Origin of the sequence: Streptomyces sp. NPDC001270, from assembly GCF_042896695.1 — a bacterium.
In the GTDB taxonomy this organism is placed as follows: Bacteria; Actinomycetota; Actinomycetes; order Streptomycetales; family Streptomycetaceae; genus Streptomyces.
Genome location: NZ_JBIAXM010000023.1, coordinates 87,379 through 102,232 on the forward strand (window position 1 = coordinate 87,379; position 14,854 = coordinate 102,232).

The 14,854-nt window shown below is 70.2% G+C and carries 14 protein-coding genes and 3 pseudogenes; 13 read left to right on the forward strand and 4 right to left on the reverse strand.

What is annotated here, in order from left to right; genetic code table 11:
* Nucleotides 1–27: 27 nt before the first annotated feature.
* The 3 genes from ACFY2B_RS31955 to pgm all read left to right on the forward strand — a co-directional run bounded on the left by ACFY2B_RS31955 (nt 28) and on the right by pgm (nt 3,344).
* Nucleotides 28–573 (forward strand): kinase, encoded by a 546-nt coding sequence (locus tag ACFY2B_RS31955; protein ID WP_390766589.1) that lies wholly within the window; start codon nt 28–30, stop codon nt 571–573.
* A gap of 205 nt (nt 574–778) precedes the next feature.
* Complete coding sequence (locus tag ACFY2B_RS31960; RefSeq protein ID WP_390766549.1) at nt 779–1,594, forward strand: DUF427 domain-containing protein; 816 nt, start codon at nt 779–781, stop codon at nt 1,592–1,594.
* A 109-nt stretch (nt 1,595–1,703) separates the two neighbouring features.
* Nucleotides 1,704–3,344, forward strand: coding sequence for a phosphoglucomutase (alpha-D-glucose-1,6-bisphosphate-dependent) (pgm, locus tag ACFY2B_RS31965; protein ID WP_390766550.1), 1,641 nt, complete (start codon nt 1,704–1,706; stop codon nt 3,342–3,344).
* Nucleotides 3,345–3,424: 80 nt separating this feature from the next.
* On the opposite strand, the gene ACFY2B_RS31970 is transcribed toward pgm, so the two are convergent.
* Together ACFY2B_RS31970 and ACFY2B_RS31975 are read right to left on the reverse strand one after the other, a co-directional pair.
* Complete coding sequence (locus ACFY2B_RS31970; RefSeq protein WP_390766551.1) at nt 3,425–3,571, reverse strand: hypothetical protein; 147 nt, start codon at nt 3,569–3,571, stop codon at nt 3,425–3,427.
* 56 nt (nt 3,572–3,627) lie between these two features.
* Nucleotides 3,628–4,140: a carboxymuconolactone decarboxylase family protein gene (locus ACFY2B_RS31975; protein WP_390766552.1), complete on the reverse strand. Its 513-nt coding sequence runs from the start codon at nt 4,138–4,140 to the stop codon at nt 3,628–3,630.
* An 85-nt stretch (nt 4,141–4,225) separates the two neighbouring features.
* Here ACFY2B_RS31975 and ACFY2B_RS31980 point away from each other — a divergent pair, with 85 nt between their 5' ends.
* The 5 genes from ACFY2B_RS31980 to ACFY2B_RS32000 all read left to right on the forward strand — a co-directional run bounded on the left by ACFY2B_RS31980 (nt 4,226) and on the right by ACFY2B_RS32000 (nt 7,492).
* Nucleotides 4,226–5,179 (forward strand): pirin family protein, encoded by a 954-nt coding sequence (locus ACFY2B_RS31980; RefSeq protein WP_390766553.1) that lies wholly within the window; start codon nt 4,226–4,228, stop codon nt 5,177–5,179.
* 110 nt (nt 5,180–5,289) lie between these two features.
* The gene (locus ACFY2B_RS31985) at nt 5,290–5,661 is read left to right on the forward strand and encodes a hypothetical protein (protein ID WP_390766554.1); all 372 of its coding nucleotides are present in this window, start codon (nt 5,290–5,292) and stop codon (nt 5,659–5,661) included.
* A gap of 2 nt (nt 5,662–5,663) precedes the next feature.
* Entirely contained in the window at nt 5,664–6,035 is a 372-nt protein-coding gene (locus ACFY2B_RS31990) for a hypothetical protein (protein ID WP_390766555.1), read from the forward strand.
* A 66-nt stretch (nt 6,036–6,101) separates the two neighbouring features.
* Nucleotides 6,102–6,773 carry a DUF3105 domain-containing protein gene (locus tag ACFY2B_RS31995; protein ID WP_390766556.1) on the forward strand — a complete coding sequence of 224 codons (672 nt, stop codon included), beginning with the start codon at nt 6,102–6,104 and terminating at the stop codon, nt 6,771–6,773.
* A 62-nt stretch (nt 6,774–6,835) separates the two neighbouring features.
* Entirely contained in the window at nt 6,836–7,492 is a 657-nt protein-coding gene (locus tag ACFY2B_RS32000) for a DUF305 domain-containing protein (protein WP_390766590.1), read from the forward strand.
* A gap of 33 nt (nt 7,493–7,525) precedes the next feature.
* On the opposite strand, the gene ACFY2B_RS32005 is transcribed toward ACFY2B_RS32000, so the two are convergent.
* Nucleotides 7,526–8,170: a class I SAM-dependent methyltransferase gene (locus ACFY2B_RS32005; protein WP_390766557.1), complete on the reverse strand. Its 645-nt coding sequence runs from the start codon at nt 8,168–8,170 to the stop codon at nt 7,526–7,528.
* A 434-nt stretch (nt 8,171–8,604) separates the two neighbouring features.
* On the opposite strand from ACFY2B_RS32005, the pseudogene ACFY2B_RS32010 reads away from it, so the two are divergent.
* From ACFY2B_RS32010 to ACFY2B_RS32020, 3 pseudogenes are all read left to right on the forward strand, one after another.
* A pseudogene (locus tag ACFY2B_RS32010) lies at nt 8,605–8,826 on the forward strand (cytochrome c biogenesis CcdA family protein); the annotation flags it as partial.
* Nucleotides 8,827–8,870: 44 nt separating this feature from the next.
* A pseudogene (locus tag ACFY2B_RS32015) lies at nt 8,871–9,008 on the forward strand (transcriptional regulator); the annotation flags it as partial.
* A 2-nt stretch (nt 9,009–9,010) separates the two neighbouring features.
* Nucleotides 9,011–9,741: pseudogene (locus tag ACFY2B_RS32020) on the forward strand (cation transporter).
* A 277-nt stretch (nt 9,742–10,018) separates the two neighbouring features.
* Here the strand turns inward: ACFY2B_RS32020 and ACFY2B_RS32025 are convergent.
* Nucleotides 10,019–10,210 carry a hypothetical protein gene (locus tag ACFY2B_RS32025; protein ID WP_390766558.1) on the reverse strand — a complete coding sequence of 64 codons (192 nt, stop codon included), beginning with the start codon at nt 10,208–10,210 and terminating at the stop codon, nt 10,019–10,021.
* Between the two features lie 287 nt (nt 10,211–10,497).
* Here ACFY2B_RS32025 and ACFY2B_RS32030 point away from each other — a divergent pair, with 287 nt between their 5' ends.
* Together ACFY2B_RS32030 and ACFY2B_RS32035 are read left to right on the forward strand one after the other, a co-directional pair.
* A complete protein-coding gene (locus ACFY2B_RS32030) occupies nt 10,498–12,123 on the forward strand; it encodes a multicopper oxidase family protein (protein ID WP_390766559.1) in 1,626 nt (541 codons plus the stop codon).
* Between the two features lie 590 nt (nt 12,124–12,713).
* Nucleotides 12,714–14,774, forward strand: a complete 2,061-nt coding sequence (locus ACFY2B_RS32035) for a SpoIIE family protein phosphatase (protein WP_390766560.1) — start codon at nt 12,714–12,716, stop codon at nt 14,772–14,774.
* Nucleotides 14,775–14,854: the final 80 nt, after the last annotated feature.

Below are 14,854 nucleotides of genomic sequence, written 5' to 3' on the forward strand. Positions count from 1 at the left end.
TCGGCGCAGGGGCCGGAGCCGGGTAGCCTGACGGCCGTGAAGGTGGGCACTGCGGAGACCCGGCTGATCGTGCTGCGCGGCAACAGCGCCTCCGGCAAGTCGTCGGTCGCGGCGGGTCTGCGGGAGCGGTTCGGCCGCGGCCTGGCCCTGGTCGGCCAGGACAACCTGCGCCGCGTCGTCCTGCGCGAACACGACCGGCCCGGCGCGGCGAACATCGGCCTGATCGACCTGACGGCCCGCTATGCCCTGGACGCCGGGTACCACGTGGTGGTGGAGGGCATCCTCTACGCCGACCACTACGGCGACATGCTCGCCCGGCTGCGCGCCGACCACCGTGGCCGGACCCACGGCTATTACCTCGACGTGCCGTTCGAGGAGACCCTCGCCCGGCACGCCGGCAAACCGATCGCCGACGAGGTCGACGCGGACCGGCTGCGCGAGTGGTACCGGCCGTCGGACCTCCTGCCCGGCGGCGTCGAGACGGTCGTCGGCGGCGACAGCACCCTGGTCGCGACCGTCGACCGCGTCATGGTGGACACCGGCCTCGCGGGACTGCCGGCCCGGGACCGCTGACGGCTCTGCCGTGCCTCGCCCGCGGCCCGGTCGCGGTCCGAGGCATCCGCGTGGGCCCCGCCGCTGCCGTGCCCGTGCATCGGCGCCTCGCCCGGCCGTGGTGCGCGAGCCGTCGTACGCTGCCGGAGTCGGCTGCCGGGACCGTCCGAGGGGAATCCACAGGCGATCCACAGGCGAGCCGCAGGGAATCCGAAGGGAACGGGACATGAGCACACTCCGCACCGCTGCACCGGTCCGTGTCACGCCCGAGGGCCTGGGCTGGGAGCCCAGCGGACGCTGGGTGCGGGGCCGTACGAAGGGCGTCACCGTCGTCGACAGCCGGCACCCCGTGCTCGTGTGGGAGCCCGGCGTGCCCGTGCCGCTGTACGCCTTCCCGCGCGAGGAGGTCCGCGAGGATCTGCTGCGCCCGGCCCAGCACCCCCGCACCGGCACCCACACCGGTTCGCGGATCTTCTACGACCTCCGCGTCGACGGCGAGTGGCTGGAGAACGCGGCCTGGACCTTCCCGGCCGCCGACCTGGCCGGCCACCTCGCCTTCGAGTGGTCCGCGCGCACCGGCCGGGGCCTGGACCACTGGTACGAGGAGGAGGAAGAGATCTTCGTCCACCCCCGGGACCCGTACAAACGGGTGGACGCCCTGCCCAGCAGCAGGCACGTCCTGGTCGAGATCGACGGCACGGTCGTGGCCGACACCCGGCACCCGGTCCTGCTCTTCGAGACGGGCCTGCCGACCCGCTACTACCTCCCCCGCGAGGACGTCCGCCTCGACCTGCTCCGCCCCACCAGCCACAGCACGGCGTGCCCGTACAAGGGCACCGCCGAGTACTGGTCCTGGCGGGGCGGGGCCGACGTCCCGGCGGACATCGTCTGGAGCTATCCCGAGCCCCTTGCGGCGGTCGCGGCGGTCAAGGGCCTGCTCGCCTTCTACAACGAGGCCGTCGACATCACCGTGGACGGCGAGCGTCCGGCCCGCCCCGACACGCACTTCGGCGCGGCGCTGTCGGGACGGTCCGCGGACTGAACCCCCTCCGGCGCCGCGCCCCGGACGGGGGGCCGCTCGCGAACCGGGGCCGCGGGGAGGAAAGAATGGGACGCCGAGCGATGGATCAACGACGCGGAGGAACGGACCCATGCCGCACGAGCGAGCGGGCACGCCGGCCCGGCCCGAGGACCTGGTGGATGTGGCCCGGCTGGTCACGGCGTACTACGCGCTGCACCCCGACCCTGCCGAGCCGGCCCAGCGGGTGGCGTTCGGCACCTCGGGACACCGCGGGTCGTCCCTGGCGACCGCGTTCAACGAGGACCACATCGCCGCCACCAGCCAGGCGATCTGCGAGTACCGCGACAGCCAGGGCGTGACCGGTCCCCTGTTCCTCGGCGCTGACACCCACGCGCTGTCGGAGCCCGCGAAGGTCACCGCGCTGGAGGTGTTCGCGGCAGGCGGCGTGCGCGTGCTGATCGACGAGGCGGACGGCTACACCCCTACACCGGCCGTCTCGCACGCGATCCTCACCCACAACCGGGACCGCTCCTCGGGCCTCGCCGACGGAGTGGTGGTCACTCCCTCGCACAACCCGCCCGCCGACGGCGGCTTCAAGTACAACCCGCCCAGCGGCGGCCCCGCCGCCTCCGACGCGACGGCCTGGATCCAGGACCGCGCCAACCAGATCATCGCGGGCGGCCTGAAGGACGTACGGCGGATCCCCTACGCCCGAGCGCTCGCCGCGGACACCACCGGGCGCCACGACTTCCTCGGCCGCTACGTCGCCGACCTGCCGAGCGTGCTGGACCTGGACGCGATCCGGGCGGCCGGTGTGCGTATCGGCGCCGACCCGCTGGGCGGGGCGTCGGTCGCCTACTGGGGCCGGATCGCCGAGGAGCACCGGCTCGATCTGACGGTGGTCAATCCGTACACCGATCCCACCTGGCGGTTCATGACGCTGGACTGGGACGGCCAGATCCGGATGGACTGCTCGTCGCCGTACGCGATGGCCTCGCTCATCGCACAGCGGGACCGCTTCGACATCGCCACCGGCAACGACGCCGACGCGGACCGGCACGGCATCGTCACACCGGACGCGGGTCTGATGAACCCCAACCACTATCTCGCCGTCGCCATCTCCTACCTTTACGGCCACCGCCCGCAGTGGCCCGTGGGCACGGGGATCGGCAAGACCCTGGTGTCGTCCTCGATGATCGACCGGGTCGCCGCCGACCTCGGCCGTCGGCTGGTCGAGGTTCCGGTCGGGTTCAAGTGGTTCGTGGACGGGCTCTCGGACGGGACGCTCGGCTTCGGCGGCGAGGAGTCGGCAGGCGCGTCGTTCCTGCGCCGGGACGGATCGGTGTGGACGACGGACAAGGACGGCGTCCTCCTGGCCCTCCTCGCCTCCGAGATCACGGCCGTCACCGGTCACACGCCCTCCGAGCACTACACCCGGCTCACCGCCCGCTTCGGTGAGCCCGCGTACGCCCGTGTCGACGCGCCCGCCTCCCGCGAGGAGAAGGCCCTCCTGGCGAAGCTCTCCCCGGCGCAGGTCACCGCCGAGACCCTGGCCGGGGAACCCGTGACCGCCGTCCTCACCGAAGCCCCGGGCAACGGCGCCGCCATCGGCGGCATCAAGGTGACCACCGAGCACGCCTGGTTCGCGGCCCGGCCCTCGGGCACCGAGGACGTCTACAAGGTCTACGCCGAGTCCTTCCGCGGCCCAGACCACCTCCACCAGGTCCAGGAGGAGGCCAAAGCGGTGGTCCTTGCCGCGCTGAAGGGCTGAGCGACCGCCCCGGAAGGGCCGTGGTCACCCCGCCTTCGCCGGATGGATTCCGTGCAGGGCGGCGGTGGCCACGGCCTGGTTCACGTCGGCGGTATCGGGCGGGGCGCCGCGGCGGAGTCCATGCGCAGCCAGTGGCAGCCGCCGGCGGTCCGCCGGGCAAGGACATGCACGCCGACACCGCCGGTTCTGCCGGAGACCGCGCCCACCGTCCCCAGTGGATGGGTCATCCGTCGAAACGCGACGAGCCCAGGGGCACCTGGTGACCAGCGGGGCTGATCTCCGGTCACCCGCCGGTCAGGGGGGCGGTGCCGTGCGGGACCGCGGCGCGCACCGGGTGCTTGCTCATGACCGAGACCCGGTTGAAGGCGTTGATGGAGATCGCCACCCAGATCACCGCGGATGTCTCGGCGTCCGACAGCACGGCCCGCGCCTGCGCGTAGGCGGCGGTCTGGGCGGCGTCGTCCGCGGGGTGCGTGGTGGCCTCCGCGAGGGCGAGCGCCGCGCGCTCCCGGGGTGAGAACAGCTCGGTGTCCCGCCAGGCGGGCAGTACGCCGAGCCGCTGGGTGGTCTCACCGGCCCGCAGGGCGGCCCTGGTGTGCAGGCTGAGGCAGTAGGCGCAGGCGTTGAGCTGGGACACCCGGATGTTGAGCAGTTCGACGAGGGTGCGTTCGAGGCCCGCTTCGGCCGCCGCGTCCCGCACCGCTTCGGCCGTCGCGGTCAGCGCGCGGTACGCGCCGGGGCTCTGCTTGTCCACGTAGACCCGCCGGTCGGTGGCCGCCGCTGCCGTCTCTGTCACCGGTACTCCCTCATTCCGGACCGCTTCTGGCGCGTCTCGTGCGGTCCCTTGTCTGATCGATCGTTGTCCGTCCTATCATCGCCCTATGACTGTTGAAAGCGGAACTACCCTTCGTGGGGGTGACGGGTCCGGCGCGGGTGTCGAGATCCTCGGCGCGCGGGACGTACCGCTCGGCGGCCCGCGGGCGATGACGGTACGGCGCACGCTCCCGCAGCGGGGCCGCACGCTCATCGGGGCATGGTGCTTCGCCGACCACTACGGCCCCGACGACGTCACCGCGACGGGCGGGATGGACGTCGCCCCCCACCCGCACACCGGCCTGCAGACGGTGAGCTGGCTGTTCAACGGGGAGATCGAGCACCGCGACAGTCTCGGCAGCCACGCCTTCGTCAGGCCGGGCGAGCTGAACCTCATGACGGGCGGATCCGGGATCAGCCACTCCGAGGTGTCGACGCCCGGCACCACGACCCTGCACGGGGTACAGCTGTGGGTGGCGCTGCCCGACGAACACCGGGACGCCGCACGGGACTTCCAGCACCACGTCCCGGACCCCGTGCCCCTGGACGGCGCCGAACTGCGTGTCTTCCTCGGCTCGCTCGCCGGCGTCACGTCCCCCGTTCGCACCTTCACCCCGCTGCTGGGTGCCGAGCTGACCCTGGCCGCGGGCGCCTCGGTGCTCCTCGACCTCGACCCCGGCTTCGAGCACGGGATCCTCGTCGACGCGGGCGATGTCCACGTCGACGGGACCGCCGTGCGGCCCGCCGAACTCGCCTACGTCACGCCGGGACGCACGACGCTGACCGTGACGAACGGGGCGCGCGAGGCCGCCCGGCTGATACTGCTCGGCGGTCCGCCGTTCGGCGAGGAGATCGTCATGTGGTGGAACTTCGTCGGCCGCACGGACGAGGACATCAGGCAGGCGCGTGAGGACTGGGAGCACGGTGACAGATTCGGCGTGGTACATGGCTACGACGGGGACCGGCTGTCTGCGCCGACGCTGCCCAACACACTGCTGAAGCCTCGGCGAAACCCGCTGTGACACTGGGCGGACTGGTGGGTCGGTGGCCGGTAGCCCGGCGCCGGATCCGTTCCCCTCGGCCCTGGCTGCGAGCGGGTGCGGTCGGCGGGCTGGTGGCTTCGCTCGGGCTCATGGTGCTGATCGCTGGTGGCGGGAGCCTGGTCGAGGGCCTGTCCTCACCGTCCGGATCGGCGCTGTTGGGTGGGCGGGCCGGAATGCTCGCCGTGGTCGAGACGGCCGGATGGTTGCCGGCCGCCGTGGCGCTGTTCCGTGGGTGGCGTCCGGTGGCCTGGACCGGGCCGGTGGCAGCCGTGGTGTGCGAGGGGCTGCGGGCCCATCCGGCCAGTGCCTCCGCCCTGCGGGGTCCGGTGCTGACGACGGTGCACCTGGTCGCGGCCGCGATCTGGTTCGGCGCGCTCGCGCATCTCGTTCGGGTCGGTGTCGTCCGTCGCTGGGACGCGCGGTTCCGGGCCACCTGCCCGGAGCCGGGAGGGGCCGGCTGACGATGAGCGTGCGGCGGCGGAGTGGAGGCGTGGTGCTGGGCCTGCTGGTGGCCCTGGCCACGCTGCTCGGCGTGGCCTGCCTGTGCTCCCACGGGCACGCGATCCAGGCCGAGCCCGTGGCCGTCGTCTCCGTCACCCACGACAGTCCCGTCGGCCACGTGCGTGAGCACGCGTGCCTGTCTCCCGGCCACGAGCAGTGCGGTGCGAAGCCGGCGGTGGACACCCCGACCACCGGGCCCGGGCCGCAGCCGCACCCACTGGGCGTGCCCGTCCAGGTGGAATTCCGGCCCGTCCTCGCCCTCACGGTCACCGCCCGGTATGAGGCGGCCCCGCGTGCGCCCGACCTGCATGTCCTGCAGGTGCTGCGGACCTAGAGCGGATGCCCTTCCCCCTGATTCACCGGCATCCGTCCACTTCCGCTGTACCCGAAGGACTTCATCATGGCTTCCGCCAGTTCCAACAAATCCAACGCAGGCAAGGGCAAGCAGAGCGGCAAGGCCAAGGCCGAGGCCCGCCGCGCCCGAATAGAGGAACAACGCCGCGCCGAACGGGCCCGCGAGCGCCGCAACCGGGCCATCACGATCGTGGCGTCCACCGCGATCCTGGCCGGGCTGGTCGGCGGCGGCTGGTACCTCGTCGACCGCGCCGACCAGAAGGAGCAGGCCAAGGCCGCGCCGATCGCCGGCGAGAAGACGTGGTCGAACCTGAGCCGCAACCACGTCACCACGAAGGTCGACTACCCGATGACCCCGCCCGTGGGCGGCAACCACGCAGCCGTCTGGCAGGACTGCAACGGCAACGTCTACACCCAGCCGCTGCAGAACGAGAACGCCGTGCACTCCCTGGAGCACGGCGCGGTCTGGGTCACCTACAACAGCAAGGCCACCGCTGCGGACGTCAAGGCGCTCACGGCCAAGGTGCAAAAGACCCCGTACACGCTGATGAGCCCGTACCCCGGCGAGTCCTCTCCGATCACGCTGTCGGCCTGGGGCCACCAGCTGAACGTGACGACGGCGTCCGACTCGCGGGTGAACGAGTTCTTCGACAAGTACGTCCAGGGCAAGCAGACCCCCGAGCCCGGCGCGGCCTGCACGGGTGGGAAGTCCTCGTGAGCACCGGTGAGACGGCCCCGGACGAGGACCGGGTCCACGGCACGGCCGCGGACGCGTCACCGGTGCGCGGCCGGGAGGCGAAGCGGCTGTCACGGTTGCTGATCGGCGTGGCTCTCGCAGCGGTGCCGGCCGCCGTGGCTGTGGCCGCTGCACTGCTGTGGCCGAGAAGCAGCACCGCTTCCGCCACGCCGGCCCAGGACTCGGCCGACGCCGGATTCGCACGGGACATGGCGATCCACCATCAGCAGGCCGTGGAGCTGTCGTTCATCGTGCGCGACCGTACCAGCGATGAGGACGTGCGCCGTCTGGCGTACGACGTCATCAACACCCAGGCCAACCAGCGCGGCATGCTGCTGGGCCGGCTGGACGCGTGGGACCTGCCGAAGTCCTCACAGCAGTCGCCCATGTCCTGGATGCAGCACGACATGCCCGGGATGGAGGGCATGGGCTACAAGCCGCACGACGGCTCGCTCATGCCCGGCATGGCCACCAACACCCAGATGGACCAGCTGCGCACGGCCGGCGGTAGACAGGCGGAGATCCGCTACCTGCGGCTGCTCACCGCGCACCACAAGGGCGGTATCGCGATGTCCCAGGCCGCTGCGGGTATGGCGAAGACCGAGCAGGTACGGCGGCTGGCCCAGGGCATGGTGGAAAGCCAGGAGGCGGAGATGAAGCTGATGGCGGACATGCTCAAGGAGCGCGGCGCCACGGCGTGACGGTTACGGCGGCCGGGAATCAGCGCCCGGCCGTCAAGGCCGTACGGCGCTCCCCACGATGTGCAGCGTGTTCGGCACGAGCGGCGAGAAGGAGAAGCCGAACCGGTCGATGCCGGTGACAGTGAATCCGGCGGCCCGGATGGCGGTTTCGGTGTCCCGGTTGGGGTGGCAGCCGCCTGCGGCCCTGCTCCACAGCGGGGTGATCGCATCCTCCAGCCGGCCCGCCCACCGGTGAGGGGAGCGCACGTGCTCGTAGAAGCGCAGTTCGCCGCCGGGCCGCAGGACGCGGGCGATCTCCGCCAGCGCACCGGGCACGTCGGCAAACGAGCAGAGCACCAGCGAGGCCACGACGGCGTCGAACTCGCCGTCCTCGCCCGGCAGGTCGGCTGCCTCACCGGCAACCACCGTGATGTTCAGCGGTGCTGCGGCGGCGGCCTGCCCGGCGATGGCGCGCAGGGTGTCGTCGGGTTCGACGGCGACCACCTCGGTCACGGTGTCCGGGTAATGCCCGAAGTTGCGGCCCTGCCCGGCACCGACCTCCAGTACCCGCCCGGTCAGTGCGGTGAGCAGCCGGTTGCGGTGCTGGGCGCCGCCGCGCCGGTCGGACTCGGCGGCGATCTTCAGATACTGGCGGGCGAAGCGCGGGTGTTGCAGTTCCTTGCGGCCGGTGGTGGTCACATGTCCTCCTTACGGCTGGTGCTCTGCTGCGATGCCCTGGACGATGGGGGCGGAACTCCCGGTGGGTCAGGGGCCCCCGACGGAGTAGGCGGCCACTTCCTGTCGCGGTCCTCCTGAAGTCGGGAATGGTGCGGCCATCCGGTTCGTACAGGCTCGGACAGCCGATTCCATAGTCCCGCTCGAAGCCGCGGGCCGCGTCCTTGCTCTCGCGAATGTCGACACCGAGGAAGTGCACGTCCCAAGGCGGCGGTGCCCTTCGCGAGGGGGCCAGCTGCGGGGCTTCCTGTGCAGGGCGCGCATACGATCCCTGCACGTTGATGACAGTCACGTCACCACTCCACTGGGCGATGTCCGGGTGCTTCCTCGCCAGGGTCGTCCCGGACACGTCGCGCGCGGACACGCGGACCTTAAGGGATCGGCTTGGCGCGACCTGTATGGGTCTTCACCTCGCGGCTCAGGCGGCGCACCTCGTCTCGCAGGGCGCCGATTTCCGTGCCCGCAGCCGGTGGCCGATCGGCGACCGGAGTGCGGCGGGCTGGACCCCCTGTACCGGCCCGACCCTGGCCGCCGTGGTCTCCCTTTCCATGAACACCGGCCCCGCCGGCCGGGGCGCCTTCCTGTCCTTCCTCTACGCCGTGGGCATCGGCATCCCCTTCCTGCTGCTCACCCACCACCCGCTCCAGACGCGGTTCAGTGAGCTGTCCCCGACGGCCGCCGCAGCCGCTACGAACTCGCCGACGAACGCCTCCGCCACGCCCTTGACGACCTACGCGCCGCCGTGGTGGCCGTCGAGACCGACCGCACCTGCCCTGACGCCGAGACGAAGGGCTGCTGCTGACCATGACTGCCGACATATTGCTGTCCCTCGGGCCTTCCCCGGCCCGCCGTGACGCGCTCACCCGCCGGATACCGGATACGCCTGCTGGTCGCGGCCACGATCACCTACAACGTCATCGAGGCGATGGTCGCCATCACCGCCGGCACCCTGGCCTCCTCCACCGCGCTGATCGGCTTCGGACTCGACTCCGTCATCGAGGTCTCTTCCGCCGCCGCGGTCGCCTGGCAGTTCTCCGCCCGCGATCACGCCGTACGCGAGGCGCGCGAGCAGCGCACCCTGCGGATCATCGCGGTGTCGTTCTTCGCGCTCGCCGCCTACGTCGGCGTCCACGCCGTCCGCACGCTCACCGGTACCGGGGAGGCCGAGCGGTCGGTCCCCGGCATCGTCATCGCGGCCCTGTCACTGGCGATCATGACGTTCCTGTCCGCCGCCCAGCGCAAGGCAGGGCGCGAACTCGGCTCCGCCTCCGCGGTCGCCGACTCCAAGCAGACGCTCCTGTGCACGTACCTGTCCGCCGTGCTTCTGCTCGGCCTAGCTAGTCCTCAATGCCACCCTCGGCTGGTCCTGGGCCGACCCCATCGCCGCCCTCGTCATCGCCGCGATCGCCGTGAAGGAAGGACGCGACGCCTGGCAGAGCAAGGGCTGCTGCGCACCCACCCCCGCGGTGGTCCCGTCCGTCAGCTCCGAGACGGACGCGTGCGGCTGCCGTCCGGGCTGCGACTGCTGCACCTGACCGACCCGCGCGCTGGGGTCCCCGGCGTCATCCGACGCCGGGGACCTGGAAGCCACTGATGTCCTCAGCAGCTGGGCTCAGGGACCGACTGCGTGCTGTCCGCATGTGATGGTTACCCCCTTGGGGTATATTCGGCAACGGCGGTCTCACCGGAGCTCGGAGGGAAGCGGATGACAGCACGGGGAGCCTGGGCTCCGTGGGCCCGTGCGTTGCACGGCGCCGTCCGCTGGGCGCGTGCTGTCGTCATCGCTCTGCTCGCGGCACTCGCTGTGCTGATTCACCACGAGACGGCCGCCGCCGCGATGGGTTCGGCCTCTTCGGCCGCCGTACATCTCATGACGTCCGGCACGGTGATGTCGGACCACCGTGCGGCGTCTGCGGCCGCCATGCCCGCGCATGGAATCACCGCCGTGCAGGACATGTCGCGGACGACGGCCTCCGCCCACACGATGATCAGTGCCGATGGCACGCCCTGTTCCGGTATGACCATGCAGCACTGCTCGACCGGAAGCTTCGAGACGGTGAAGCTCCCGGTACCGGCACAGACCATGACGTCACTGGGTCTCGTCGTGCACGGAGCCGTTGCCGCAGGGAACAACACTGCCGGGACAGCAGACCGGGCGCCCCCGGATCTGTCCGCTCTCTCGCAGCTGCGCATTTAGGCCGTGACCAGCGGTTTCCTCGCGTTCGTTGTCACGCCGAGGAGCCGTTACGTGACGCCTGGACCCGTATGCGCACATGAGATCGAGGACACCCATGAACAGCATCAACCGCCGCTCCGTCCTGCTCGCCGGACTTGGCATCGCGGGCGCAGGCGCGCTCGCTGCCTGCAGCAGCGGTCCCAGCGGGACGCCCGCTCTGGTCAACCCCTCCGGCTCGGCCGTCGCCGCAGCCGAGAAGAGGCGCACAAACACCGGCCGGACACAGATTGTGACGCTGACCGCCGCGGCCACCATGCTCGACCTCGGGGGTGGGGTCATGGCCAAGACCTGGGCCTTCAGCGGGCAGGCCCCGGGCAAGGAGGTCCGCCTCTCGGCCGGCGACACCCTGGCTGCTGAACTCTCCAACCAACTGCCCAACAAGACCACGACATCCATCCACTGGCACGGCATCGCCCTGCGCGACGACATGGACGGCGTACCCCCGGTCACCCAGGCCGCGGTACGGGCCGGCAGCAACTTCACCTACCGTTTCACCACCGACACTCCCGGCACCTACTTCTTCCACCCGCACGTCGGCGTCCAGCTCGACCGCGGCCTGTATGCCCCACTGATCGTGGAGGATCCGAAGGAGCCGCTGTCGTACGACGATGAGTGGGTGGTTGTACTCGACGACTGGGTCGACGGCGTCACCGGTACCCCCGACGCGGTCTTCGCCGAGCTCACGCAGGGCATGGGTGGCATGGACACGGCCAACTCCAGCGCCGGCACGAGCGGTTCGTCCTCGGACGACATGGGGGACATGAGCGGGATGGACATGAGCGGCGGGAGTATGGACGGGATGAGCGCCTCTCCGTCCGCCTCCGCCTCTGGCAGCAGTTCGATGAAGTTCATGCTCATGGGCGCCCACAGCGAACTGCTCGGCGGCGACGCCGGCGACGTCAAGTACCCGTACCACCTGGTCAACGGCCGTGTCCCGACCGACCCGGACAGCTACACCAGCAAGCCCGGTACACGCGTCCGGCTGCGCATCATCAACGCAGGCGGCGACACCGCGTACCGGGTGGCGCTCGGCGGTCACAAGATGACTGTCACCCACACCGACGGTTACCCGGTCCAGCTCCAGCAGGCCGATGCCCTGCTGGTCGGTATGGGGGAACGGTACGACGTTCTGGTAACCCTCGCCGACGGCGTGTTCCCGTTGGTCGCGCTGGCCGAGGGCAAGAACGCCAATGGCATGGCGCTGGTGCGCACCGGCTCCGGGAGTACACCGGCACCGACCGTTCGTCCGGTGGAGCTGAGCGGCATGATCATGACTGCCTCCCAGCTGAAGCCGGCGGAGGACGTCCGGCTGGCGACGAAGAAGACGGACCGAGTGCACCGCATCGAACTGACCGGCGGCATGGACAAGTACAACTGGGGCATCAATGGCACGCAATTCGACATGAACAACCCGGCCGAGAATCCCCTTCTCGTCGAGCAGGGACAGCGGGTCCGGCTGGACTTCGTCAACAAGACCAGCATGTGGCATCCCCTGCACCTGCACGGCCACACCTATCAGCTCGGTACGAGCGGCCCGCGCAAGGACACCACGATCGTGCTGCCGAAGAAAACGGTGTCCGTCTACTTCGACGCAGACAACCCGGGGCAATGGCTGCTGCACTGCCACAACGCGTACCACGGAGAGGCGGGGATGATGGCGCTGGTGGCCTACCAGGCATGACAGAGCGAGGGGGGAGCGGGCAGCACGCCCCGCTCCCCCCTCGGGCTTCGCAAATCACCCAAGGACGGCTGCCGCAGTCCGCCGTCGTTGCGGTACCTGATCTTGTCGAGGTGCGGGCACTTGGGCCTCCGGGTGGCGGGGTGCTCGCAGTCTTTGAAGCACGAGCCCATGCCGTGACCCAGGGACTAGAAGCCCCGGGGAAACCTATCCTGACCTGTGGCTTTGGATCGTTTCAAACTCATTTTTTGTAAGTTGCTGCGGAAACTTGTCAACCCCGCAGGACGGAGAACGAACCGCCTGTTAGCGTGTGAGAAGTGACCAGCCTTTCCAGGAAACGCCTGGAGGCTTGATGGTCTCAGGCGGCATTGACCTCGTGTGCCTGTGATCGGACTGTGGCTGACGGGTCGGCGCAGTCTGTTCTGGTGCTCGTGCTCCCGGCAACACCACTCCTCGGCTGTGAGTTCCACGTTCATACCGACGGTCGTTCGGGCCCGCCTCGGGATGCGCCGGCGCCTTTCTCCAGCGTCGCTGGGGTTCCCTGCACGGCGCATGAGCCAGGGGACTCACGTCCGGGCAAGGGAGAGCAGAATATGGCGATCACCCGTCGAAGGGATGAGTGGGTAGCCGCTGTCCTCGTCGGGTACATTGCGTTGTTCTCAGCCCTGGTCGTCGAAGTTTCGGGCAACGGCCTCCTGCGGTGGGCTGTCTATGCGGCGGTCGCACCGCTCGTGGCTGCTGCGTTGCTGCCGCTCCGGCACACCCTGATGATCGGTGTTCTCTCCCTGGCGGCGGCCGCCTGCATCTACGGCGTCGCCTTGCCTGTCATCTCCGTGGGTGGCCGCGTCGTGGTCATCACGGGTGTGGCGCTGGCGGGGGTCATCAGCATCGCGGGCTGCCGGGTCCGGATGCGGGTCATGGTCGCCCGACGTCGACTGTCTCTGCTGAGCAAGGCGAGCGAGCGCCTCGGCAGAACGCTGGATGTGAGGCAGAACGCCCGGGAACTGGCAGAGGTTGCCGTACCTGCATTCGCGGACTACGTCAGTGTGGACCTCTTCGATGCCGTCCTGGACGGCGGAGAGCCCCCCGCCAAGCCGTTCACGGAGCCCGTGGCCCTGCGCCACGTCGCCCACCGTCCCGATCTCCCCGTACGCACCGACAGCGAGTCGAAGGCCGAAGAGAAGGAGGGGCTCCGGGGCGTATCGCTACCGGCGCGCTACCTGACCCCGTCCGCACCCGCACGCGCGAGCTATGTGGACACCGCCGACATCGAGTGCTGGCCGGCGCGAGACCACACTGTTCAGACAGATGTAAGCCGCAAGCGCTCAGCCATCGCTGTTCCACTGTGCGCCGGAGGGAGGGCCCTTGGTACGGCGATGCTTCTGCGGCACCGGCCGCCCTGTGCATTCGACGCCGACGACCTCGCTCTCGCTGAGGAGATCGGGACACGGGCCGCCATCTGCCTGGACAACGCCCGACGATACGCCCGCGAGCGCGACACCGCGTTGGTCTTGCAGCTCAGCCTCCTGCCCCGACGCATGCCCGAACTCGCCGCGGCCGAGGTGGCAAGCCAGTACATCCCGGCGAGGCACAGCGCCGGTGTGGGCGGCGACTGGTTCGACGTGATACCGCTGGCCGGCGCGCGCGTCGCGCTCGTCGTCGGCGACGTCATCGGGCACGGACTGCACGCCTCCGCCACCATGACCCGGCTGCGTGCCGCTGTGCGGACACTGGCCAACATCGACCTGCAACCCGACGAACTCCTCACCCACCTCGACGACGTCGTCCTTCGGCTCAGTGCTGAAAGCAGACCCGGATCCGAGGCCGCGGACGCCCCGGACACCGACGCCACAGCAGGAGAGGTGGGAGCAACCTGCCTCTACGCGGTCTACGACCCCGTCGCCGGCCGCTGCACCCTCGCGAGCGCCGGCCACCTTCCACCCGCCATCGTCACACCGGATCAGCACGCCCACATCGTCGACACTCCCTTGGGCCCTTCCCTCGGCCTGGGGAACCTGCCATTCGAATCAGTGGACGTGCCCGTGCCGGAAGGCAGCCTCCTGGCCCTGTACACCGACGGCCTCATCCGCGAACACCATCGCGACCCGGAGAGCGGACTCCAGAAGCTGCTGCAAGCACTGAGCATCCCGAAGCCATCGCTGGACGGGCGGTGCCGGGCCGTTCTCGGCGCGCTGCTCAACGATCAGCCCACCGACGACGTGGCCCTGCTCATCGCACGCACCCGGGTCCTGGACGCCGACCACGTCGCCACCTGGAACCTCCCGACCGATCCCGCCGTCGTCGCCGACACCCGCGCGCACGTCTCCGACCAGCTCAACAAGTGGGGGCTCAAGGACGCCGTTTTCACGACCGAACTCATAGCCAGTGAGCTGGTCACCAACGCCATCCGCTACGCGCAGCCCCCGATCCAGCTCCGCCTCATCCTCGAAGAGCACAGTCTGACCTGCGAAGTCTCGGATGGCACTACCACCACCCCCCACCTGCGGCGGGCTCGAACCTACGACGAAGGCGGCCGCGGCCTGTTCATCGTCGCCCAGCTCGCCGAGCACTGGGGCACGCGACACGGCCGTCATGGCAAGACGATCTGGGCGGAACTGAGCACAGGTCCGGCTCCGGTCTCTCGGCCCAGTTGACGACTGTCGCCGCGCCGTCTTCCCTCCGGACCGATGAACTGGTCCCCCTCTCCCAAGCCTTTCAAGGTGGTTGGGGCGAC